Raw genomic sequence first — 20,680 nt, 5'->3', positions numbered from 1 at the left:
CGGCATGTACCACTTGACCAGACCCTCGTCGCCCTTGGACAGGATCTTGGTGCCGCGGTTGGTGCGGATGTACTTGGCGTTGTGGTTGATCAGGCGGTGGCGCTTGCCGGCGACGCCTGCCTTTACACGACCGGTCGCTGTGAAGCTGAAGCGCTTTTTGGCGCCAGACTTCGTCTTCATCTTGGGCATTTTGCGGGTCCTTAGAGTAAGTGGATGGATTTGGGCCCATCGCATTCAGAGACCGCCACGGCATGCCTTTTGGCCGGGCGATCCGGAGAAGTGGGCTCTATAGGGGGAAAGCGGGGCTAAGGCAAGTGCCGGAGTTCATGGGCAGCAGGAAGGCCCCCTCACCCGGCGCTGCGCGCCGACCTCTCCCCCGGAGGGAGAGGTGAAGAGGCGGCCAGCATGGGCTGGAGGTGATCTTCGAAGAGCAGGCCCGGATGCGCTGCCAGGGCCGCCTCGTAGCGCGCCTCGGCCGCGAGCGAAATGGTGAGGAAGGCGGCCAGACCCTCAACATCCTGGGCGGGGAGGCCATAGTGGCCGGTTTGCAGGCGGCGCAGGATTTCGGTCTTACTGGCGATCATGCCGGCGGCGACATTGCTGCCATTGCTCATGGAGCTGGAGCGCTTGATGTAGTCATGCAGCGGGGTGCCGAGGTGGAACGAGGCCGGCGCCGTACGGTAGAGCTGCAACAGGAATTCGAGATCGGTCATGTTGCTCATGGTGGGATCGTAGCGGCCATCGGCGCGGCGCCGGTCCCAGACGAGCATGGAATCCATCGAGAGGCTGACCCATTTATGGGCGCCGGGCGTCAGCACGCGGTCTGGCCCGTCGCCGACATTGCGGAGATGGGTGAAGGTATCGGTCATCACGTCGAGCGCGGTGGTGACGATGGCGTGTTCGGCCAGAGCGGCGACGGCGCGTTCGAGCTTGCGGGGTTTCAGCCGGTCATCGGCATCGAGGATGGCGGCAAAGGGCGCGGTGATCTGGTCCAGCGCCACATTGCGGGTATTGGAGGCGCCGCGGCCCGTGCCGCCGCTGGAGAGAAAGCGGATGCGGGGATCGCCGATACCGGCCTGGGCCAGGAAAGCCTCGTAATCGGCGCCGTCATCGGCGATGAGCCAGAGTTCCCAATGGGGCCAGGTCTGGGCGAGGACGCTTTGCACCGTGGTCACAATGGTGGCCTCAGCCTTCCAGGCGGGCGTGATGACAGCGACGGTCTGGTCCATGGGGCTTGCCGATGCACTTGAATGAGACAATGGCTTGTCCCATATCTTCTGCAAGCGCGTGATGCCAAGAGTTGATGGGTCCGCGCTGATACGTTGCTTGATAATCAAGGACGGCGTGGATGTCGCGTATTTCGGTGTTTTCCGCACCCTTTCTCCTCGGCTTCGAGCGTTTCGAGGAGCGTGTTGATCGGCTGGCCAAGTCCGCCGACGGCTACCCGCCCTATAATATCGAGCGTGCGACCGATGCCGATGGCACCGAGCGCTTCCTGATCTCCATTGCCGTGGCCGGCTTTGGCGTCAGCGAGCTCGACGTGCTGGCCGAGGACAACCAGATTGTGGTCCGCGGCAAGCAGAAGGACGAGCCTGGACGAGACTTCCTGCACCGCGGCATTGCCGCAAGGCAGTTCCAGCGTGCTTTTCTTCTGGCCGACGGGATGATCGTCAATGACGCAACTTTGGGGCATGGTATGCTCGTTATTGTTGTTGAGCGTCCACTGACGCCCAAGATCGCCCGACGTATCGACATTCGCTCAGTATGAGGAAAGGGCCGACACATGTACGAGAAACGCAATAACGAAGCTGCGGCCGAAGCGCTGATCCACCCGCTGAAGTCGCTGACCGAGGCTCAGTTCGCTGCGCTGGGCGGAGATGCCGTGGCCTATGTGCGGCCGGTGAGCGGCGCCATGCTGTCGACCATGATCCACGACACCCCGTTCGAGGATGAGGCCGAATACCAACTGGTCATGTCCGCCGACGGCACGCCGCTGCTGGTCACCGATACGGAAGATGCCGTGCTGGACTGGCTCGGCGACAAGAATCTGGGGCTGGCGACGCTGCACTAGCGGCGGAGCAATATCCCCCATCAAATGCAAAGCCCCCGGATTTATCGTCCGGGGGCTTTGTCATAAGCGGGTCAAATCAGGCCGCGTAATAGGTCTCGAAGGGGGCGGTCAGCACCGCCCGCAGGCGCTCGGGATCGTCGAGCCGGCGCAATTCATCCACGACTGCTTCGGTGCGCAGCAGTCGCGCCACGCGCGACAGCGCCTTGAGATGATCGGCACCAGCGCCAGCGGGCGCCAGCAGCATCACCACGAGATCGACCGGCTGGTCATCGACCGAATCATACTCGATCGGCTGGTCCAGCCGGGCGAAGAGGGCGATGACCTGCTTGAGGCCGGCGATCTTGCCGTGGGGAATGGCGATGCCATTGCCCAGCCCCGTCGACCCCAGTTCTTCGCGGCTGGTGATCGAATTGAGGATGTCGGCGGCAGGGTGCCCGCTGATCTCTGCCGCACGCTCGGCAAGTTCTTCAAATAACTGGCGTTTTGTTTTTACGTCCGTGCAGCAAAGCACAGCGCGGTCAGCCAGGATATCGGCCAATTCCATAAAATCTGCCTTGGATCAACTTCGCTTGATGTGGCGTCGGGAGGGTTCAATTGGTCCCGAGGGCTGGGTCAATCCAGCCAATATTGCCGTCGGAGCGGCGGTAAACCACATTCAGCCCGCCATGTCCAGCATGGCGGAACATGACCACCTGCCCCCCAGAGAGATCGAGCTCCATCACGGCCTCCTCGACACTGAGCTGGCGCAGGTTCTTGGTGGTCTCGGCGATCACGGGGGGCGCATAGTCTTCGTCGAGCTCGTCGAACTCGCTGCCGGCGCCCAGCACGGTGTATTGCGCGGTCGTGCCATCGTCGGCGCCATTGCCGCGCGGGCGCTGCCGGAGCTTGCGGTTGTAACGGCGCAGGCGCTTCTCGATATTGACCGCCATTACCTCATAGGCGCTGCTGGCATCGCCGCCCTGGGCGCTGGCCTGCAGGGTAGCGCCGGTATCGAGATGCACGACGCAATCGGCGCGAAAGCCGATGCCATCGGGGGTGAGGGTGAGATGACCGTCATAGCCGCCGTCAAAATACTTGCCGACCACCGCGGCGAAATGATCCTGCGCCTTGCCGCGCAGAGCATCGCCCACGTCCATGTTCTTTCCCGAAACGCGTAAAGTCATGGCTTCCTCTTCCTTCTGTCGTTCTGGTTCGACGCGAGGTTCTCGAAAAGCCGGGTTCCCGGATTTTCGGGATCACGTCTGCCGTCTACCTGACTTGGGTATCTGGCGCCGCCGATGCTAGACCCGCCTGCGCCGGTGACGCAATGCGCAACTGCCCCCGCAGGTTCGTTTATCGCTTGGACTTCGCCACACAATGGCCTTAGCCTTCGCGGGCGGATGCGGAAGAGGGCAACTTGCTCGGCGGGGTTCCGGCCCTGTCTTAGCCCACCTGCCCGCCATTCGGGCATAGCCCTCATGGCCTTCTCGACTAAATTCGCTCCACTGGAGCGAATTTGCCTCCGGCCGTCTCGAAGTTCTTCTTCTGCCGCCGGCGGATGACGGAGGAGGGGATGTTCATGCCCTCACGATACTTGGCTACGGTGCGCCGGGCGACGTCGATCCCCTGCTCCTTCTTGAGCATATCAGCGATGGTGTCGTCGGACAAAATGTCGCTCAGAGCTTCGGCATCGATGAGCTGGCGGATGCGGTGGCGCACCGCCTCGGCCGAATGGTCGCTGCCGCCGTCGCTGGAGGCGATGGCGGTGGTGAAGAAGTATTTCATCTCGTAGAGCCCGCGCGGCGTCGCCATATATTTGTTGGAGGTGACGCGGCTGACGGTGGATTCGTGCATGTCGATGGTTTCGGCCACCATCTTGAGCGTCATCGGCTTGAGATGGGCGATGCCGTGGGTGAGGAAGCCATCCTGCTGGCGCACGATCTCGGCGGCGACCTTGAGAATGGTCTGCGCCCGCTGGTCGAGGCTCTTGGTGAGCCAGTTGGCGGTGGCCAGGCAATCGGAAAGGAAGCTCTTTTCGCCAGCGTCGCGGGCCTTCTTGGTCACCGTGGCGTAGTAGACGCGGTTGACCAGCACGCGCGGCAGCACCTCGGTATTGAGTTCGATCTGCCAGGCGCCGTCGGGACCCTTGCGCACAAAGACATCGGGCACCACCGATTCGACTGGTCCGGAATCGAAGGCCAGGCCGGGCTTGGGATCGAGCTGGCGGATTTCTCCCAGCATGTCGGCCAGATCCTCGCGGTCACAGCCCACCGCCCGCATCAGGCCGGCCATATTGTGCTCGGCGAGCATGCCGATATTGTCGAGCAGTGCCATCATCATGGGGTCGAGCCGGTCGCGCTCGCGCAGCTGGATGGCGAGACATTCAGGCACCGAGCGGGCAAAGACCCCGACCGGATCGCAGCCCTGCAGGGCTTCGAGCACCGCTTCAACATCGGCCAGTTCGGCGCCCAGCTGTTCGGCAAGTGCGGAGAGATCGGTGGTCAGGTAGCCAGCCTCGTTGAGTCCGTCGATCAGGTGGCGGGCGATCAGGCGGTCAGCAACCGTCCGCAGGATCATGTTGGACTGGTTTTCCAAATGCTCGCTGAGCAGAGGCCGGTTGGCGATGAACTGGTCGATATCGGGCGCTTCGCCCGCTTCGCTGGAGCCGTTGCGATCCAGCCGGCTGGATGGATTGAGCTGATCCTGCGCGCCCTGGTCGGGGAAGACGTTCTCGACCGCCGTGTCGTAGCCGTCGGCGATCGAATTGGCGTCCTGGATGCGGTCACCGCGATCCACCGTATCCTCGTAGGCGCTGATTTCCTGGGAGCGCTCGGGCACTTCCGCCGGCTCGGCATCGCCGGGCTCGGCGCCATCCTCGCGCTCCAGCAGTGGATTGCGCAGGAGTTCGGCATCGACGAAATCGTTGAGTTCAAGGTGGCTAAGCTGAAGCAGGCGTATCGACTGCATCAGTTGCGGCGTCAGCGTCAGACTCTGAGCCTGGCGGAATTCAAGACGCGGCGAAAGTGCCATTAAGCTAGAGACCCTTGGCGCAGATACATTGCCGTTTCCGGCGGCTTCCCGGGCGGACCATGACTCATTTTCGGGCAGCGGGCAAGCGCAAGGGCAAGTTCCGTGCCAAGTGATACCAGTGGGGGCAAGAGCCTCCGCCATTCGGCCATAGGCCTCATGGCCTTCTCGCCTCAAATCACGCCACCGGCGTGATTTGCCCTGCGGGATGGCTCAAAGCTCAAATCCCTCGCCGAGATAGACCCGCCGCGCGTCGGGGTCGGCGCTGATGGTTTCGGGCTTGCCCTGAATCATCACCTTGCCGCCGTGAATGACATAGGCGCGGTCGACCAGCCCCAGCGTTTCGCGCACCGCATGGTCGGTGACCAGCACGCCGATGCCGCGGCGGGTGAGCTGGTGGACAAGGCCCTTGACCTCGCTGACGGCGATGGGATCGACGCCGGCAAAGGGTTCATCAAGCAGCATGAAGACCGGATCGGCGGCCAGGGCCCGAGCGATTTCGACGCGGCGCCGCTCGCCGCCCGACAAAGCCAGCGCATTGGCCTTGGCCAGGTGCTGGATGGAAAATTCCTCCAGCAAGGCTTCAAGCCGGGCCTGGCGTTCGCCACGGCCCTTCACGTGGTTTTCGAGGACCGCCATGATATTGCCGCGCACCGTCAAGCCACGGAAGATCGAGGGCTCCTGGGGCAGATAGCCGATGCCCAGCTGGCCGCGCTGGAACAAAGGCAGGCGGGTGATGTCGCGGCCATCGAGGCTGATCAGGCCAGCATCGGGCTTGAGCAGGCCCATGATCATGGTGAAAACGGTGGTCTTGCCGGCGCCATTGGGGCCGAGCAGGCCAACGGCCTCGCCGCGCCGCACGGCGATCGAAACGTCGCGCACCACGGCGCGCTTGCCAAAGCTCTTGGCCAGCCCGTGGGCCACCAGCCAGCCGGTCTGGTCAATGCGGGGCTTGTCGGTTGCAGGGGTCATTGCGAGGTGAATACGCCGGTGACGCGGCCGCCGCCACTGCTGGTGAAGGTAGAGACATTGGTGGCCAGATTGACCACCAGTTCGGCGGCATCGATGGTGCCGCCGGAATTGATGACCTGCACATTGCCGGTGAGCCGCAACAGCTGGTCGCCGGGGGTGAAGACGGCCTTGTCGCCGGTGGCATTCTGTTCGGGGGTTTGCAGCCGCACCGCGCCGGTGGCCTCGAAGCTCTCGATATCGGTGGTGCCACCCTCGCCATAGATGGCGACGACCTTTGCGGCCCAGACTTCGACGCTGGGGTGGATGACCACGACATTGCCGGTGAACACCGCTTCCTGGGTGTTTTCATCGACGGTGAAGAGGTCGGCGGTGATCTCGACCGGCTGCTGGGCCAGGGCCGGATGGGCCACGAGCGCCAGTACGAGAATCAGCAGGAGGCGCTTGATCATGGGGTCTGCATCTCGGTTTTCTCGGCTCAGGGCGTGTCGGGCAGGGTGACGGTGGCGCGGGTGAATGTCCAGACCAGGTTGACAGCGTCATAGGTCATGCCCTCGGCCACCAGATGAGTGCCATCGGCATAATCGATGGTCACCGCACCATTGCCCACCAGCGACTGGGTGGCATAGTCGAACACCGAATCGCTGATGATCCCTTTGGTTCCCAGCGAATTGCCGATATCGGCCTCCTCCTTGACCACCACGAGCTGGCGCGTCGTATCCAGCATGGCGGCGGCGGCATCGACGGTCATGACGACGCCGTCGGGCCGGGTCATGGTGAGCGCGGCATCGCTGAGCCCGACCTGGTCGACCGCCTCGGTTGCGGCCTGGGCGGCGCTGGCCGAGATGCGATAGGCGGTGCCGTCATCGAGCAGGCCGGTATATTCGGGGGCTTCGACCATGATGTTGTCGGGCGTCACCGCGATCTGGCCGACGCCGAAGCGGCTGCCAAGGCTCGAGACATAAATCTGGCCGATCAGCGAGACCAGGGCCAGCAGGCCCAAAGCCGGCACGCCGATGCGCAGGATTGCCACGATGCGGTTGCGCGCTTCGAGGCGCCGATAGGTTTCGAGGCGCTGGGCGGGGTCGCCATGCAGGGTCATGCGCTTGTTTGCCTCACCTGTCAGCTATGGGCAAAAATGTCGGTTTCTTCCCAGCCCAGGAGATCGAGTTCGCAGCGGGTCTTGAGGAAATCAAAGCAGGCCTCAGCCAGTTCCATGCGGCCTTCGCGCTTGAGCATGCGATCGAGATGGCGCTTGAGATCATGCAGATAGAGCACGTCTGATGCCGCATAGTCGAGCTGGGCATCGCTGATCTTTTCGGCGCCCCAGTCCGAGCTCTGCTGCTGCTTGCTGAGATCGACATTGAGCAATTCGCGCACCAGATCCTTGAGGCCATGCCGGTCGGTATAGGTGCGCACCAGCTTGGAGGCGATCTTGGTGCAATAGACCGGTCCGGTCACCACGCCGAAGCGGTTCTGGAGCGCGGCGACGTCGAAACGGGCATAGTGGAAAATCTTGGTGACGGCCGGGTCCGTGAGCAGCTTGACCAGATTGGGCGCCTCGTTGGCGTCCTGGGGGATCTGCACCACATCGGCGCTGCCATCGCCGGGCGACAGCTGCACCACGCAGAGCCGGTCACGGTGCGGATGCAGGCCCATGGTTTCGGTGTCGATCGCCACTTCGCGGCCATAACGGGACAGGTCCGGCAGGTCGCCGCGGTGCAATCGAATGGCCATGGATGTTCTCGACTATTGCGTTTGAACCGTGATGACACAGCATCGGGGCATTGGGAAGGCGGCGGCGCGGGATAGGCGCCGCCCGGGAGCGGCCGAGGTCTCCAAAAGCCAAAAACCCCGGCCGCGACTTTCGTCGGGACCGGGGTTTGAAACTTGGTGCCCAGAAGAGGACTCGAACCTCCACACCTTGCGGTACACGGACCTGAACCGTGCGCGTCTACCAATTCCGCCATCTGGGCAAGCGGTGGTGTAACTAGGGGGCGCGCCGACCGATGTCAATCACCTATTCGCGACGCTTACCAGTTGGCGCCGTCCCAATGCTTGATCGCGGCGCGCTCCACCGGCGGCGCATCCTCAAGGCAGTTGACATTGATCATCACCAGCTCGTTGCCCTTGCCGTCCGAGCCACGGGCGAAGGACTCAATGCCGCAGGTCCTGCAGAACAGATGATCGATGGTTTCGGTGCTGAAATGAAAGACCGAGAGATTGTCCTCGCCGCTCTCCAGCGTGAAATCGGCAGCGGGCAGCGACTGCATGACCCAGCCCAGGCGCCGGCAGCGCGAGCAGTTGCAATCGCCCATCGTGGACAGATCGGTGGTGGCGGTATAGCGCACGGCGCCGCAATGGCACTGGCCGTGATAGGTTGTGGTTTCGGGCATCGGGCATAACTCCTGTGTTGGCTGTGAACAAAACAAGAACAAACTACCACCAGAGTCAAGCCGATTCCCCGCCCGGGCCCTCGACAGCGGCGGCGGCCTTGGGATAGAAGCGGGAACGTTTCATGCCTGTTGCCGGAGCCCAAGATGGATCGCCTCGAACCCAAACTCGTCACCATTTTCGGCGGTGCGGGCTTTGTCGGCACCCAGATCGTGCAGTTGCTGGCGCGGCGCGGCCATCGCATCCGCGTGGCCATGCGCCGGCCGGACCTGGCCGGGCATGTGAAAATGTATGGCAGCGTCGGGCAGGTCCAGCCGATCCAGGCCAATCTGCGTGATGCCGCCTCGGTGCGCCATGCCGTCCAGGGCGCCGATATCGTCATCAACCTGGTCGGCATCGGCTACGCGTCCGGCAAGCAGAGCTTCGAGGCCGTGCATGTCGACGGCGCCCGCCATGTGGCCGAGGCCGCCAAGGCGGCTGGCGCCTCGACGATGGTGCATATGTCGGCACTGGGCGTCGACAAGGCCGCCGCAGTCAGCCGCTATGCCGCCAGTAAGCTGGACGGCGAGGCGGCCGTGCTCAAGGCGTTTGCCAATGCCGTCATCATCCGCCCCTCGATCATCTTCGGGCAGGGCGACGGCTTCTTCAACCTGATGGGGGCGCTGGCCCGCTTCTTCCCGGTCTTGCCGCTGATCGGCGGGGATACGCGGTTCCAGCCGGTCTATGTCGGCGACGTCGCCCAGGCTTTCGTGCTGGCCGCCGAGGGCAAGGTCAAGGGCGGGCGCATCTATGAATTGGGCGGGCCGCAGGTCGAGACCTATCGCGACCTGATGGCGCGGGTGCAGCGCGAAGCGGCGCGCAATCGGCCGATGCTGCCGCTGTCTCCCGGTATTGCCAAGCTGCTGGCCATGCCGCTCGCCATCCTGCCGGGCAAGCCGCTGCTCACCGCCGACCAGGTGGAACTGCTCGGGGTGGACAATGTCGTCTCCGACGCCGCCAGCAAGGACAAGCGGACCTTTTCGGCTTTCGGCATCACGCCGACGGCAATGGACGCCATCCTGCCCAGCTATATGTATCGCTTCCGCAAATACGGCCAGTTCGACCGCGACAACGCGCCGGCGCCGGTCCTCTAGGGCCACGACGCCTAGTTTTCACCTGTGCGCGCATGACATCACCTCCGGGGCAACCCGGGGGTTTTTTGTTGCCGCTCGCACCCTGATCACTATCTCAAGATATATCTTGAAAATGCCGCGAGGCGCGCCGATCTTCTGACGCAATGCAGTTCAAGATATATCGGAGACCCATCATGGGAAATTACTGGAGAGACGGCGAGCCCAATTGGCGCCGCATGGAAGCCATGGCCCGGCGCGGCTGGGGCCGGTTTGCCGCCGGCATCGAGAGCGGCGAAGGCTGGGGCAATATGGGCGGTAATTTCCGCATCGGCCGCATGCTGGCCTCGGGCGACCTGCGACTCGTAGCGCTCTTCCTGATCGAACAGCAGCCGCGGCACGGCTATGACCTGATCAAGGCCATCGAGGAAAAGTCGGCAGGGTTCTATACGCCCAGCCCCGGCATCGTCTATCCGGCGCTGACCTTTCTCGAGGAGGCGGGCTATGTCACTTCGCAGGCCGATGGCAACAAGAAGCTCTATACGATCACCGAGGAAGGGCGGGCGCATCTGAACGACAATCGCGAAGCGATCGAATCCACCCTGGCCTTCCTGGCCAAGGCGGGCGAGCAGATGAACCGCTTCCGCGAATTCGCCAAGGCCGACTGGCCGTTCGGCCGCGAGGGCGAGGCCGGCGAACATCCGCCGCATCGCGGGCATGGCCCCGGCTGGGGCCCCGGCGCAGCGCCGGAGACGGATCGCGACCTCAAGGACGTGGTGCCCGAGCTCAACGCGGCGCGGCGCGACCTCAAGGCGGCGATCAAGAAGGCCCGGCGCACCTCGGAGGACCAGCAGCGCCACGCCGCCGAAATCCTCAAGCGCGCGGCGGCCGAAATCGACGCGTTAAGCGAGGACGACGTGGATATCTGATCGGTAGTCCGGTCGGAGCAAGCGAAGAATACCCCCACCTAACCTCCCCCTGAAGGGGGAGGAATCCGGCCGGTGGGCGTGGCTGGGCACTGCCGCCCCACCCGATCTGCTCCTCCGGATGGGGGTCTCCTGTTTCATCCATATACAAGACCCTTCGCAGCTTTCAACTAACATGTTAGTGCTTGCGCATGCAGCAAGCCAGTATCGCCCCCTCCCCCGTCCATCACGTCACGCCCGACCGGCAGGAGGCCGGTGAGCGGCTGGTTGCCCGGCTTAAAGGCAAGGTGCAAGGTCGGATGTATACCGACCCGCTGATGACCTATGCCTGGAGTGGCGACGCCAGTTCCTACCGGCTGATCCCGGCGGCGGTGGTGTTCATCAATTCCGAGGACGAGGTGCGCGCGGTGATGGCGGCGGCGCGGGCCGAAGGCCTGCCCATCACCTTCCGGGCGGCAGGCACGTCGCTCTCGGGGCAGGCGGTGACCGACGGCGTGCTGGCCGTGCTTGGCGATGGCTGGCGCAAGCTCGAAATCCATCCCGGGGCCGAGCAGATCACGCTGGGACCGGCGATCATCGTTGCCCATGCCAATACGGCGCTGAAGAAATTCAACAAGAAGATCGGGCCCGATCCGGCCAGCCAGGCCAACTGCAAGATCGGCGGCGTGGTCAACAACAATTCGAGCGGCATGTGCTGCGGGGTGACGCAGAATACCTATCACACCATGGCGCGCTTAAGGATCGTGCTGACCGACGGGACCATGCTCGACAGCGGCGACACGGCCAGCCGCGACGCGTTCCGCGCCAGCCATCGGGCGATGCTGGACGGGTTGCACCTTCTGCATCACGAGGTCATGGCCGACCCCGAGCTGGTGGCGCTGATCCGCCGGAAATACGCGATCAAGAACACGGTCGGCTATTCGCTCAATGCCCTGGTCGATTTTCACGACCCGCTCGACGTGCTGATCCACCTGATGGTGGGTTCGGAAGGCACGCTCGGCTTCGTTTCCGAGGTGACCTACAATACGGTACCCGAGCATCCGTTCAAATCGACCGCTTTGGTGCCCTTCCGCGATCCGCAATCGGCGGGGCGGGCGATCATCAAGCTGGCCAATGGCGGCGTGCAGGTAACGACGGGCGTCACGGCGGCCGAATATATCGAGCGGCGGGCGCTGGCGACGGTGGAGCATCTGCCACCGATGGCGCCGCTGCTACCCTGGCTGACCGACACTTCCCCGGCGGTTCTGATCGACGTCACCGCGCCCGATGCGGCGACGCTGGAGGCCGAAGTGGCCAAGGCGGTGGCGATCCTCGCCAGCGAAGACGCCACCCATATCGACTTTTCCACCGACGCGGCGCGCAGCCATGCGCTGTGGGACATTCGCAAGGGGTTCTTTGCCTCGGGCGGGGCGGCGCGGCCCAAGGGCACCGCGATGTTGACCGAGGATGTGGCGGCGCCGATCGAGAGACTGGCCGAATTCGTCACCGATATGCGCAAGCTTCTCGACGCACATGGCTATGAGGACGCCATCATCTTCGGGCACGCGCTGGCGGGAAACCTGCATTTCCAGATGAGCGACGATTTTGCCAAGCCCGGTTCGGCGGAGAAATTCGATCGCTTCTCGCACGATCTGTCCCAACTGATCTCGGTGCAATATGGCGGCTCGCTCAAGGCCGAACACGGCACCGGAAGGGCCATTGCACCCTTTGTCGAGGCCGAATGGGGCGCCAAGGCCTATGGGCTGATGCACCGGATCAAAGACCTGTTCGACCCCGAAGGGCTGCTCAATCCGGGCGTGCTGCTCAACGCCGATGACAAGGTGCATATCAAGCATCTCAAGGTCATGCCGCTGGCCGACGAGCTGGTGGATATGTGCATCGAATGCGGCTTCTGCGAGCCAGCCTGCCCCAGCCACCAGATGACCCTGTCGCCGCGCCAGCGCATTGCGGTGACGCGCGAACGGGCACGGCTGCGCGCCAGTGGGGAAGACCCGGAACGGCTCAAGCGGCTGGACGAGGATTTCCAGTATCCGGGGCTCGATACCTGCGCGGCGTGTAACCTCTGTTCGATTCGCTGCCCGGTGGGCATCGAGACGGGGACCATGATCATCGGCCAGCGGGCGCAAAGGCGCGGCAGCACGGCGCGGGCTGTGGCGGGCTTTGTGGCCGACCATCGCGGCGCGGTCGAGAGCATGATGCGCGGCGGGGTAGCCCTGGCGGATGCGGCGCGCAGGATCATTCCGGCGCCGGCCATCGAGGCGATTACCGACGGTGCGCGGCGGCTGACGGGCGAGCGGGTACCGCGCGTCTCCCGGGCGCTGCATCACGAGCCGGGCTCGCCCAAACCGGCCGAGACGCGGCAGGACCCGCGCAAGACGGGGTTTCCCGTGCCCATCGCGCAGACCGGGCGGCAGTCGGTGGTCTATTTCCCCAGTTGCGCCACGCGCATGTTCGGGGCGCCAGAGACCGAGCACGACCTCAAGGCGGTGCCGGACGCCATGCTGGCGCTGCTGGAGCGGGCCGGATTTGATGTAATCGTGCCCGAGCATCTCAACGGGCAATGCTGCGGCCAGCCATTCCAGTCCAAGGGCTTTCCGGAACAGGCGGCGCAGGTGGGCGGCGAATTGAAGCGCGAGCTCTCGGCGCTGTCGGATGCCGGGCGGCTGAGCTTGGTCACCGATGCCTCGACCTGTGCCAAGCATTTGCGGGAATTTCCCGGCGATGCGCCGGTGCTGGATTCGAGCCAGTTCCTGCTGAGCCAGGTGCTGGCGCGGCTGACCATCACCCGCAAACTGCCGGTGGTGGCGGTGCATCACAATTGCTCGGCGCAGCGGCTCGCCGAACAGCCCATGACCGAGGCCATCGCGCAGGCCTGTGCGGACGAGATCGCCGTGCTGAGCTCGGTGACCTGCTGCGGCTATGCCGGGGACAAGGGATTGTTTTTCCCCGAACTCAACGCCCATGCAACGCGGTTCGTGAAGTCGGATATCCCGACGGGCTGCACGCTGGGCGTCTCGACAGTAAGCACCTGTGCGTCGGGGCTGAGCGAACATGCCGGGGTGCCGTTTGTGGGGCTGGCGAGTTTGTTGGAGTGGGCGAGCAGGCCGGCTGAGTAAGGCCCCCTCACCCGCCTTCGGGCGACCTCTCCCCCCAAGGGAGAGGTGGGAGTCTGCGGCTCGATCACCGCTTCACCTCTCCCTTGGGGGGAGAGGTCGGCGCGCAGCGCCGGGTGAGGGGGCCTTTCCAATTGCTCTCGGGACCTTTGGCCGCTACTGAACGCCTTCAGCAAGCTCCGGACCTTCATGACCATCACCACCACCATTTCCAGCCTCGGCCACAAGGGCGAGGGTGTTGCCGAGATCGAGGGCCACAAGGTCTTCGTGCCTTTGGCGTTGCCCGGCGAGACGGTGGAAATCACGACCGATGGCGAGAGAGGGACGCTGCTGGGGGTGGTCACGCCCGCCGGTAATCGCATCGAGCCGTTCTGCCCGCATTTCGGTGCCTGCGGCGGCTGCCAGCTGCAGCATATGGACCGGGCGAGCTATGAGGCATTCAAGACAGGGCTGGTGGAGACACCGCTGCGCTTTGCCGGGATCGACGCCACGGTCACTCGCTTCATCGATGCGGGGGGCGACGGACGGCGGCGGGCGACATTGCATGCGCGGGCCGAAGGCGCCGGCTATATGCGGCTGCGCAGCCACCAGGTGCATGACCTCGACCACTGTCCCATCGTGGTGCCGGGACTGGCGAGAGCGCCCGATATTGCCCGCGCGGTGATGCAGGCGGTAGGCGAGTCCGATGTGAGTTTCACCGCGACGCTGAGCGGGCTCGACGTGGCCATCCGCACCGAAAGGAAACAGGCGCGGCTGGATCGGGTGTCGCCGCTGGTGGCGCGGTTCAAGCTGGCGCGGCTGTCGCTCAATGGCGAAATGGTGCTGCAGGCGCAGCCGCCGGTGGTGGAGATGGGCCGGGCGCGGGTGGAACTGCCGTTCGGCAGTTTCCTCCAGGCCACGGCGGCGGCCGAGACGGTGCTGGCGGACTATGTTGTCAATGCCGTGGGCAAAGCCAAGAGTGTGGCGGACCTGTTCTGCGGCGTCGGGCCGTTTGCGCTGCGGCTGGCCGAGCAGCGGCCGGTGTTCGCGGTGGACAGCGACAAGGCGGGCATTGCGGCGCTCGACAAGGCGCGGCGCTTCACCAAGGGGCTGCGCGAGGTGACCGCCAAGGCACGCGACCTGTTCCGCGATCCGCTGACCCAGTTCGAGCTGCCCTATGAGGCCGTGGTGCTGGATCCGCCACGCGCGGGGGCCGAGGCGCAGGTGCGCGAGCTGGCAAAATCCAAGATCAAGACCGTGGTCATGGTGGCCTGCGATACGCGGACCTTTGCGCGCGATGCGGCGATCCTGATCGCGGGGGGCTATGCCATGAGTGACCTCGTGGCGGTCGACCAGTTCGTCTATTCGACCCATATCGAGATTGCGGCGACGTTCCGACGCTGAGGCGGTTTTGTCGGGGCGGCGCAACCGTTGCGAACGGACATGCGTTGGGACTCCATCAATCAATGAGCGACTGCGTGGGGCGGGCGCTGTCGCATGGAGAACTACCCATGCATATCTTGAAGACCACTTTCACTATCGGCCTGCTCTGTGCCGCCGTCGCCATGCCTACACTGGCGCAGGATGCGGCTGCTCCGGTCGAGGCTCCTATCGAGGTTCCTGTTGAGGCTCCGGCCGAAGCTGGCGCTGAAGCGACCACCGAGCCGGTTGCCGAGGCGACAGACCCGAGCGGCACCTTTGTCGATGAATTTGGTACCTCGTTCACCTTCTCGCTGTGCGGCGAGGCCGGTACCGATCTTTGCGGCGTGCTGAACACTCTCGAGGGCGAATCGGCCACTGAAGAGAACCTGGCCTTTGTCGGCAAGCTGGTTATGCAGGCAGTGCAGACCGCTCCCAACCAGTGGAAGGGCTCCCTTGCGGCGGGCGGCATGAGCGCGGAAGCGACCGTGACCCAGACCAGCCCTGACACGATCGACATCGAGGGTTGCCGCGCGGCTATCCTCTGCCAGACGCTGACCTATAGCCGCGGCTGACCTTCACAACGACTAGCGCGGCGCACGCTTGGCGAGAATTCGCTGCAGCGTGCGCCGATGCATGTTGAGCCGCCGCGCGGTCTCAGACACGTTGCGGTCGCATAGTTCATAGACGCGCTGGATATGTTCCCAGCGAACGCGATCGGCCGACATCGGATTTTCCGGCGGCTCGGGCTTGTCCTCGCCGGTGGCGAGCAGGGCATTGATCACATCGTCGGCATCGGCCGGCTTGCTCAGATAATCCACAGCACCAAGCTTTACCGCGGTGACGGCAGTGGCGATATTGCCATAGCCGGTCAGCACCACGGCGCGCGCGTCGGGGCGCTTCTGGTGCAGGGCCGACACCACTTCGAGCCCATTGCCATCCTCGAGGCGCAGATCGACCACTGCATAGGCCGGGGGCCGCTCGGCCACGGCGGCGAGCCCGTCGGCTACCGAGCCGGCAATGCGGACATCGAAGCCGCGACGCGCCATGGCGCGTTCAAGGCGCTGCAGGAAGGCCGCATCGTCGTCGACAAGCAGCAGGCTGGGGTCAGTGGCAAGGAGATCTTCGATCGTGCTCATAGCCCTCACATAAGCGTTTGCACTTGATCCGTCAAAACCGCGTCAGTGGATCTGCGCCTCTACCGCGCCGCGCGGCCAGACGATGCGCACCCTGGCATGGCCGTCGGCGGCGATATTCTCGAAGGCGAGGCGCGCGCCGGTGCGTTCGAGCAGGGTCTTGGCGATGAAGACACCCAGCCCCAACCCGCCGGGCTTGTTGGCATCGGGGCCATGGGGATCGCGCGGGCGGCTGGTGAGATAGGGCTCGCCCAGCCGGGCAATGAGCTCGGGCGCGAAGCCGGGACCATCGTCGGTGATGGAGACCGAAACGGCGTCCTGGTCCCAGGCTGCCTCGACCCGTACCGAGCTGCGGGCGAAGTCGGCGGCATTCTCGATGAGATTGCCCAGACCATAGAGCAGGCCGACGCTGCGCTGGAATACCGGGGGCGGACCGGCGGCCTTTTCATAATAGAACAGGATGGCCTTGCCGCGCCCCTCATGCGGGCGGGTGACTTCGGCCAGGAGGTCGGTGAGCGGCACGGCGGCGAAGGGGTCGCCGCCATCGCTGCCCAGATTGCGCAACTTGGCGAGGATGGCGCGGCAGCGGGCGGCCTGGGCGATGATGAGTTCGACATCGTCGGCCAGATCGCTGCCCGGCTCGGCCTCGGCGCGCATTTCCTTGGCGGCCAGGGCAATGGTGGAGAGCGGCGTGCCCAATTCATGCGCCGCAGCGGCGGCCAGGCCATCGAGCGCCGAGAGGCGCTCCTTGCGGGCCAAAGCCAGCTCGGTCGCGGCCAACGCGTCGGCGATCTGGCGGGCATCATGGGCGACGCGGTTGGTATAGGCGGAGATGAAGACCACGCCGCAGATAATCGAGACCCAGATGCCGATGACATAGATGCGATTGAAGACCAGGCGCTCGACGGGGTCCCAGGGCAGCGGCAGGTGCCAGACCGCGAGCAGCGAGGCGATCACCGCGGCCAGCAGCGCAATGAGAAATGCAGCGCGCTGGGGCAGCGTGGTCGCCGAAACCGAGACCGGCGCCAGCAGCAGCAGCGAGAAGGGGTTCTGCAGACCTCCGGTCAGCGCCAAGAGGCCCCCGAGCTGGCAGAGATCGAAGGCGATCTGGCTGGCGGTGGAGAGCGAACTGGGGCGATGGGAGGTGCCCAGGCGCAGCACAAGCCAGAGATTGACCGCCGCCGACAGGCCGATCAGCGCAAAACATTCGAGCAGCGGCAGCGGAAAGCCCAGCCCGAAGGCCACGAAGAGCACGCCGATAGCCTGTCCGCCCACCGCCAGCCAGCGCAGCAGCACCAGGGTCTGCAGGCGCAATGGCCGCCAGGTGGAGGGTAAAGGCAGGCCATCGGCCTGGGTCATGGTCATTATTTGGCCCTTTCGGGGCAAAATCCGCCCCCGCCATGGGGAAGCAAAAGTTTCATTTCAAGAGCCAAAAAGCCCAGGCACAGCATTGATCCTACCCCAGAGCGGGCCACGTATTGCACATCGTGACTGGGAGAATGAAACCGAAATGACCACAGCAATCATCAAACCTCAATGGTCCCCGCTGACCATCGCCCTCATGGTATTGGGCTTTATCGTCTTCTGGCCGCTCGGCCTTGCCGTCCTGGGCTACATCCTCTGGGGCGAAAAGTTCGGCGGCTCGCCGGAAAAGGCGCAAGCCTATTTCAACAAGGGCAAAGCCTGGTGCAGCTCCAACAAGCATGCGCATCGCGGCTGGCACAACAACCATCGGAGCTACGGCATGAATTCGAGCGGCAATGCAGCCTTTGACGACTATCGCGCCGAACAGCTCAAGCGCCTCGAAGAAGAGCGCGCCCGCCTCGACGCCGAGATCGACGCCTTCCACGAATATATGGCCAATCTCAACAAGGCCAAGGATCGGGAAGAATTCGATCGCTTCATGAACGAGCGCCGCGGTTCGCGCCAGGGCTATACCGAACCCAAGCCGGATCAGAACAACGGCGACCAGAACAACAATGGCTGGGGCAATAACGGCTAAGCCCGCCTGCCCGTCTCTTCTACCCTCCTGAAGCCGGTCGTTCCCAACGACTGAACTGGCGCCCCCGCAGGGGGCGTTTTTTTGTGGTTTGGCGGTGCTCCGATGTTTCACTTCCCCCTCTCCCCTCGTGGGAGAGGGGGAAGTGCGGTGGGTGGGGAAGTCATCGCGGCAAATTCTCGCTATAATCACCCGACTCAAATCCAGAGCCCCATGAACCTCTTCTTCCGCGCCAAGCCCAAGATTCCGACCAGCACCGTCATCGAGGTCGATGGTGCGCCAGTCAGTGTCACCGTGCGCATCAATGCGCGGGCGCGCAGTTACCGGCTGTCCATTCCCCATAGCGGCGGACCCGTGCTGACGCTGCCGCCGCATGGGAAATGGACCGAGGCGGAGGCCTTTCTCAACCGGCACCACAACTGGCTGGCCGCCCGCCTCAAGCGGGCGCCGGAGGCGAGCAGCTTCGGAGACGGTGGCGTGGTGCCGCTGCGGGGGGTCGAACATCGCATCGTCGGGACCGGGCGGGTTCGCGGTCGCGTCGAAATCGGCGAAATGGACGGCGAAGCCGTGCTGCTGGTGCCGGGCGATCCGGCGCATCAGGCGCGGCGACTGACCGACTGGCTCAAGGACGAGGCGCAGGCCGATCTGGTCGGGCGCAGTGCCGTGCATGCGGCGCGGCTGGGCGTCACCGTCAAGTCGGTCAGGATGCGCAGCCAGGCCAGCCGCTGGGGCTCCTGCTCGTCATCGGGCAATATCAACTACAACTGGCGGCTGGTGCTGGCGCCACCCTTCGTACTCGACTATGTGGCCGCCCATGAAGTGGCCCATCTGGTCGAGATGAACCATTCGGCCGCCTTCTGGGCCACGGTCAAGCGCACCTTGCCCGACATGGAAAAGGGTCGCGCCTGGCTCAAGGCGCATGGCCGGCAATTGATGGCGCATGGCGGCTAAGGCCCCTCTTACCTCTCCCTCTGGGGAGAGGTAAGAAAGCTAGTTCTGCTGGCCGCCGAAGATCAGGTCCATCAGCGTGCGCTGGCTGCGTTCGTTTTCGATGGGCACCGGCTGGCCAAGCGGCGCGGGCGGCTGCGGCTGGGCCGCGGCGCTGGGCACCCAGACCTGCTGGCCGGTTGCCGGATCGACCACCAGGGTCATCGGCAGGCCGGTATTGGCATCGATCGGTGCCGGGCCGACGCCATTGGTCTGGCCCTGCAGCGGATAGCCGGTGACCGGATCGATGGCCTGGCCAGCACCGACGACCTGGCCGACCGGCATGCCGGTGGCGGGATCGATCTGAACACCATTGGCATCGACCAGCATGCCGCCGGTATTGCCGATGGGCATACCAGTGGCTGGGTCGATCTGCTGGCCCACCGGCATGCCGGTGTTGGGATCGACCATCTCGCCGGTCTGGATCGGCTGGTTGGCCGCGGCGGTGGCCGTGGCGGGCACATATTGGCCGGTGGCCGGATCGAGGCGGAGCAGTTGCCCGGTTGCGGGATCGGTGGTGGTCTGGACCGGCTGACCGGTGCCGGCGTCGATATATTGCGTCATCGGCTGGCCGGTGGCGGGATCGATGGCGACCTGGCCCGTCGCAGGGTCCAGCATCTGCTGGGCCACCAGCTGGCCCTCATAGCTGCCGCCCGGAATGGCGGCGATCTGCTTGCCGGCGTGCGCCTTGGTCATGAATTCGGACCAGATAGCGGCCGGCACATTACCGCCCGAAAGCGTGGTCTTGGTGGCATCGTCATTGCCCAGCCAGACGCCGGTGACCATGGCCGACGTGTAGCCGACAAACAGCGCGTCCTTGGCATCCTGAGTGGTGCCGGTCTTGCCGGCAAAATCCCAGCCGCCCAGATTGGCGCCCTTGCCCGTGCCCACTTCCACGGCGGTCTTGAGCATGTCGTTCATCTCGGCCAGGATATTGGGCGCGATGACGCGGCCCGGGCCGGCGTCGGAGGACTGGTAGAGTTCGGTGCCATCCTTGGCCTCAATGCGGGTGATGACATTGGGGATGACGCCGAAGCCGCCATTGGCGAAGGGCGCATAGGCGCTGGTCAGCTCGAGCAGGTTCACTTCCTGCGTGCCCAGGGCGATCGAGGGTACGGCGGTGAGCGCGGAGGAAATGCCCATGCGGGTCGCCACGTCGATCACCGCCTGTGGGGTGACGTCGATGGCCAAGCGCGCCGTGATGGTATTGAGCGAATAGGCCAGGCCCTGACGCAAGGTCACCGTACCGGCATATTTGCCCGAAGCATTGCGCGGGCTCCAGCCGTTATATTCGAACTGGGCATCCTCGGCCAAGGTGTCGGGTGTATAGCCCTTTTCCATGGCGGCCAGATAGACGAAGGGCTTGAAGGTCGAGCCCGGCTGGCGCTTGGCGGTGACTGCGCGGTTATACTGGCTGGCCTGATAGTCCACCCCGCCCACCATGGCGCGCACGGTGCCGTCGACATCCATGGCGACGAGCGCGCCCTGGTTAAAGCCGCGCTTAGGACCTTCGGATGCCACCATCTCCTTGACGATGAATTCGGCGTCCTTCTGCATCTTGAAGTCGATGGT

At 64.5% G+C, this 20,680-nt stretch carries 21 protein-coding genes, 1 tRNA gene and 1 pseudogene; 9 read left to right on the top strand and 14 right to left on the bottom strand.

Annotated features, from left to right (window positions below):
- The coding region (gene rpmI, locus V6M52_RS07515; RefSeq protein ID WP_332700581.1) for a 50S ribosomal protein L35 at nt 1–189 on the bottom strand (189 nt) is incomplete at its 3' end.
- A 158-nt stretch (nt 190–347) separates the two neighbouring features.
- Nucleotides 348–1,229 carry a glycosyltransferase family 2 protein gene (locus V6M52_RS07510; RefSeq protein WP_332700580.1) on the bottom strand — a complete coding sequence of 294 codons (882 nt, stop codon included), beginning with the start codon at nt 1,227–1,229 and terminating at the stop codon, nt 348–350.
- Between the two features lie 119 nt (nt 1,230–1,348).
- On the opposite strand from V6M52_RS07510, the gene V6M52_RS07505 reads away from it, so the two are divergent.
- Nucleotides 1,349–1,768: an Hsp20 family protein gene (locus V6M52_RS07505; RefSeq protein WP_332690966.1), complete on the top strand. Its 420-nt coding sequence runs from the start codon at nt 1,349–1,351 to the stop codon at nt 1,766–1,768.
- Between the two features lie 15 nt (nt 1,769–1,783).
- Nucleotides 1,784–2,071 carry a DUF1150 family protein gene (locus V6M52_RS07500; protein WP_332690963.1) on the top strand — a complete coding sequence of 96 codons (288 nt, stop codon included), beginning with the start codon at nt 1,784–1,786 and terminating at the stop codon, nt 2,069–2,071.
- A 76-nt stretch (nt 2,072–2,147) separates the two neighbouring features.
- Here V6M52_RS07500 and V6M52_RS07495 read toward each other — a convergent pair whose 3' ends face one another.
- The 9 genes and pseudogenes from V6M52_RS07495 to V6M52_RS07455 all read right to left on the bottom strand — a co-directional run bounded on the left by V6M52_RS07495 (nt 2,148) and on the right by V6M52_RS07455 (nt 8,442).
- The gene (locus tag V6M52_RS07495) at nt 2,148–2,615 is read right to left on the bottom strand and encodes a PTS sugar transporter subunit IIA (protein WP_332700579.1); all 468 of its coding nucleotides are present in this window, start codon (nt 2,613–2,615) and stop codon (nt 2,148–2,150) included.
- A gap of 46 nt (nt 2,616–2,661) precedes the next feature.
- Nucleotides 2,662–3,234, bottom strand: coding sequence for a ribosome hibernation promotion factor (locus V6M52_RS07490; RefSeq protein WP_332700578.1), 573 nt, complete (start codon nt 3,232–3,234; stop codon nt 2,662–2,664).
- 307 nt (nt 3,235–3,541) lie between these two features.
- Entirely contained in the window at nt 3,542–5,080 is a 1,539-nt protein-coding gene (gene rpoN, locus V6M52_RS07485; RefSeq protein ID WP_332700577.1) for an RNA polymerase factor sigma-54, read from the bottom strand.
- A gap of 210 nt (nt 5,081–5,290) precedes the next feature.
- Nucleotides 5,291–6,052: pseudogene (gene lptB, locus V6M52_RS07480) on the bottom strand (LPS export ABC transporter ATP-binding protein); the annotation flags it as partial.
- Entirely contained in the window at nt 6,046–6,498 is a 453-nt protein-coding gene (locus V6M52_RS07475) for an LptA/OstA family protein (RefSeq protein ID WP_332700576.1), read from the bottom strand. The pseudogene lptB and the gene V6M52_RS07475, both read right to left, overlap by 7 nt.
- A gap of 26 nt (nt 6,499–6,524) precedes the next feature.
- Nucleotides 6,525–7,148 (bottom strand): hypothetical protein, encoded by a 624-nt coding sequence (locus V6M52_RS07470; protein ID WP_332700575.1) that lies wholly within the window; start codon nt 7,146–7,148, stop codon nt 6,525–6,527.
- Nucleotides 7,149–7,168: 20 nt separating this feature from the next.
- Entirely contained in the window at nt 7,169–7,783 is a 615-nt protein-coding gene (locus tag V6M52_RS07465; protein ID WP_332690946.1) for a ribonuclease D, read from the bottom strand.
- 154 nt (nt 7,784–7,937) lie between these two features.
- Nucleotides 7,938–8,022, bottom strand: a tRNA-Leu gene (locus V6M52_RS07460).
- Nucleotides 8,023–8,079: 57 nt separating this feature from the next.
- The gene (locus V6M52_RS07455) at nt 8,080–8,442 is read right to left on the bottom strand and encodes a GFA family protein (protein ID WP_332690943.1); all 363 of its coding nucleotides are present in this window, start codon (nt 8,440–8,442) and stop codon (nt 8,080–8,082) included.
- Between the two features lie 144 nt (nt 8,443–8,586).
- Between V6M52_RS07455 and V6M52_RS07450 the strand changes: the two genes are divergently transcribed.
- From V6M52_RS07450 to V6M52_RS07430, 5 genes are all read left to right on the top strand, one after another.
- A complete protein-coding gene (locus V6M52_RS07450; RefSeq protein ID WP_332700574.1) occupies nt 8,587–9,573 on the top strand; it encodes a complex I NDUFA9 subunit family protein in 987 nt (328 codons plus the stop codon).
- A gap of 173 nt (nt 9,574–9,746) precedes the next feature.
- Nucleotides 9,747–10,478: a PadR family transcriptional regulator gene (locus V6M52_RS07445; protein WP_332700573.1), complete on the top strand. Its 732-nt coding sequence runs from the start codon at nt 9,747–9,749 to the stop codon at nt 10,476–10,478.
- A gap of 188 nt (nt 10,479–10,666) precedes the next feature.
- Nucleotides 10,667–13,591 carry an FAD-binding and (Fe-S)-binding domain-containing protein gene (locus tag V6M52_RS07440; RefSeq protein ID WP_332700572.1) on the top strand — a complete coding sequence of 975 codons (2,925 nt, stop codon included), beginning with the start codon at nt 10,667–10,669 and terminating at the stop codon, nt 13,589–13,591.
- A 186-nt stretch (nt 13,592–13,777) separates the two neighbouring features.
- Nucleotides 13,778–14,971, top strand: a complete 1,194-nt coding sequence (locus V6M52_RS07435) for a class I SAM-dependent RNA methyltransferase (RefSeq protein WP_332700571.1) — start codon at nt 13,778–13,780, stop codon at nt 14,969–14,971.
- Between the two features lie 107 nt (nt 14,972–15,078).
- Nucleotides 15,079–15,561, top strand: a complete 483-nt coding sequence (locus V6M52_RS07430) for a hypothetical protein (protein WP_332687828.1) — start codon at nt 15,079–15,081, stop codon at nt 15,559–15,561.
- A gap of 12 nt (nt 15,562–15,573) precedes the next feature.
- Here the strand turns inward: V6M52_RS07430 and V6M52_RS07425 are convergent, their stop codons facing one another.
- The gene (locus V6M52_RS07425) at nt 15,574–16,125 is read right to left on the bottom strand and encodes an ActR/PrrA/RegA family redox response regulator transcription factor (RefSeq protein ID WP_332687829.1); all 552 of its coding nucleotides are present in this window, start codon (nt 16,123–16,125) and stop codon (nt 15,574–15,576) included.
- A gap of 42 nt (nt 16,126–16,167) precedes the next feature.
- Entirely contained in the window at nt 16,168–17,487 is a 1,320-nt protein-coding gene (locus V6M52_RS07420) for an ActS/PrrB/RegB family redox-sensitive histidine kinase (protein WP_332700570.1), read from the bottom strand.
- A gap of 145 nt (nt 17,488–17,632) precedes the next feature.
- Between V6M52_RS07420 and V6M52_RS07415 the strand changes: the two genes are divergently transcribed.
- Together V6M52_RS07415 and V6M52_RS07410 are read left to right on the top strand one after the other, a co-directional pair.
- Complete coding sequence (locus tag V6M52_RS07415; protein ID WP_332687831.1) at nt 17,633–18,124, top strand: DUF2852 domain-containing protein; 492 nt, start codon at nt 17,633–17,635, stop codon at nt 18,122–18,124.
- Nucleotides 18,125–18,334: 210 nt separating this feature from the next.
- Complete coding sequence (locus V6M52_RS07410; protein ID WP_332700569.1) at nt 18,335–19,072, top strand: M48 family metallopeptidase; 738 nt, start codon at nt 18,335–18,337, stop codon at nt 19,070–19,072.
- A gap of 39 nt (nt 19,073–19,111) precedes the next feature.
- On the opposite strand, the gene V6M52_RS07405 is transcribed toward V6M52_RS07410, so the two are convergent.
- Nucleotides 19,112–20,680, bottom strand: a 1,569-nt coding sequence (locus V6M52_RS07405) for a penicillin-binding transpeptidase domain-containing protein (RefSeq protein ID WP_332700568.1), incomplete at its 5' end; no start/stop codon positions are given.

Source organism: Devosia sp. (assembly GCF_036676215.1).
Lineage (GTDB): Bacteria > Pseudomonadota > Alphaproteobacteria > Rhizobiales > Devosiaceae > Devosia.
This window is presented reverse-complemented; position numbering and strand designations above follow the sequence as displayed.

Coding starts and splice junctions, on each gene's coding strand:
- V6M52_RS07510 (WP_332700580.1), bottom strand. CDS start 1,229: ATGGACCAGACCGTCGCTGTCATCACGCCCGCCTGGAAGGCTGAGGCC.
- V6M52_RS07505 (WP_332690966.1), top strand. CDS start 1,349: ATGTCGCGTATTTCGGTGTTTTCCGCACCCTTTCTCCTCGGCTTCGAG.
- V6M52_RS07500 (WP_332690963.1), top strand. CDS start 1,784: ATGTACGAGAAACGCAATAACGAAGCTGCGGCCGAAGCGCTGATCCAC.
- V6M52_RS07495 (WP_332700579.1), bottom strand. CDS start 2,615: ATGGAATTGGCCGATATCCTGGCTGACCGCGCTGTGCTTTGCTGCACG.
- V6M52_RS07490 (WP_332700578.1), bottom strand. CDS start 3,234: ATGACTTTACGCGTTTCGGGAAAGAACATGGACGTGGGCGATGCTCTG.
- rpoN (WP_332700577.1), bottom strand. CDS start 5,080: ATGGCACTTTCGCCGCGTCTTGAATTCCGCCAGGCTCAGAGTCTGACG.
- V6M52_RS07475 (WP_332700576.1), bottom strand. CDS start 6,498: ATGATCAAGCGCCTCCTGCTGATTCTCGTACTGGCGCTCGTGGCCCAT.
- V6M52_RS07470 (WP_332700575.1), bottom strand. CDS start 7,148: ATGACCCTGCATGGCGACCCCGCCCAGCGCCTCGAAACCTATCGGCGC.
- V6M52_RS07465 (WP_332690946.1), bottom strand. CDS start 7,783: ATGGCCATTCGATTGCACCGCGGCGACCTGCCGGACCTGTCCCGTTAT.
- V6M52_RS07455 (WP_332690943.1), bottom strand. CDS start 8,442: ATGCCCGAAACCACAACCTATCACGGCCAGTGCCATTGCGGCGCCGTG.
- V6M52_RS07450 (WP_332700574.1), top strand. CDS start 8,587: ATGGATCGCCTCGAACCCAAACTCGTCACCATTTTCGGCGGTGCGGGC.
- V6M52_RS07445 (WP_332700573.1), top strand. CDS start 9,747: ATGGGAAATTACTGGAGAGACGGCGAGCCCAATTGGCGCCGCATGGAA.
- V6M52_RS07440 (WP_332700572.1), top strand. CDS start 10,667: ATGCAGCAAGCCAGTATCGCCCCCTCCCCCGTCCATCACGTCACGCCC.
- V6M52_RS07435 (WP_332700571.1), top strand. CDS start 13,778: ATGACCATCACCACCACCATTTCCAGCCTCGGCCACAAGGGCGAGGGT.
- V6M52_RS07430 (WP_332687828.1), top strand. CDS start 15,079: ATGCATATCTTGAAGACCACTTTCACTATCGGCCTGCTCTGTGCCGCC.
- V6M52_RS07425 (WP_332687829.1), bottom strand. CDS start 16,125: ATGAGCACGATCGAAGATCTCCTTGCCACTGACCCCAGCCTGCTGCTT.
- V6M52_RS07420 (WP_332700570.1), bottom strand. CDS start 17,487: ATGACCATGACCCAGGCCGATGGCCTGCCTTTACCCTCCACCTGGCGG.
- V6M52_RS07415 (WP_332687831.1), top strand. CDS start 17,633: ATGACCACAGCAATCATCAAACCTCAATGGTCCCCGCTGACCATCGCC.
- V6M52_RS07410 (WP_332700569.1), top strand. CDS start 18,335: ATGAACCTCTTCTTCCGCGCCAAGCCCAAGATTCCGACCAGCACCGTC.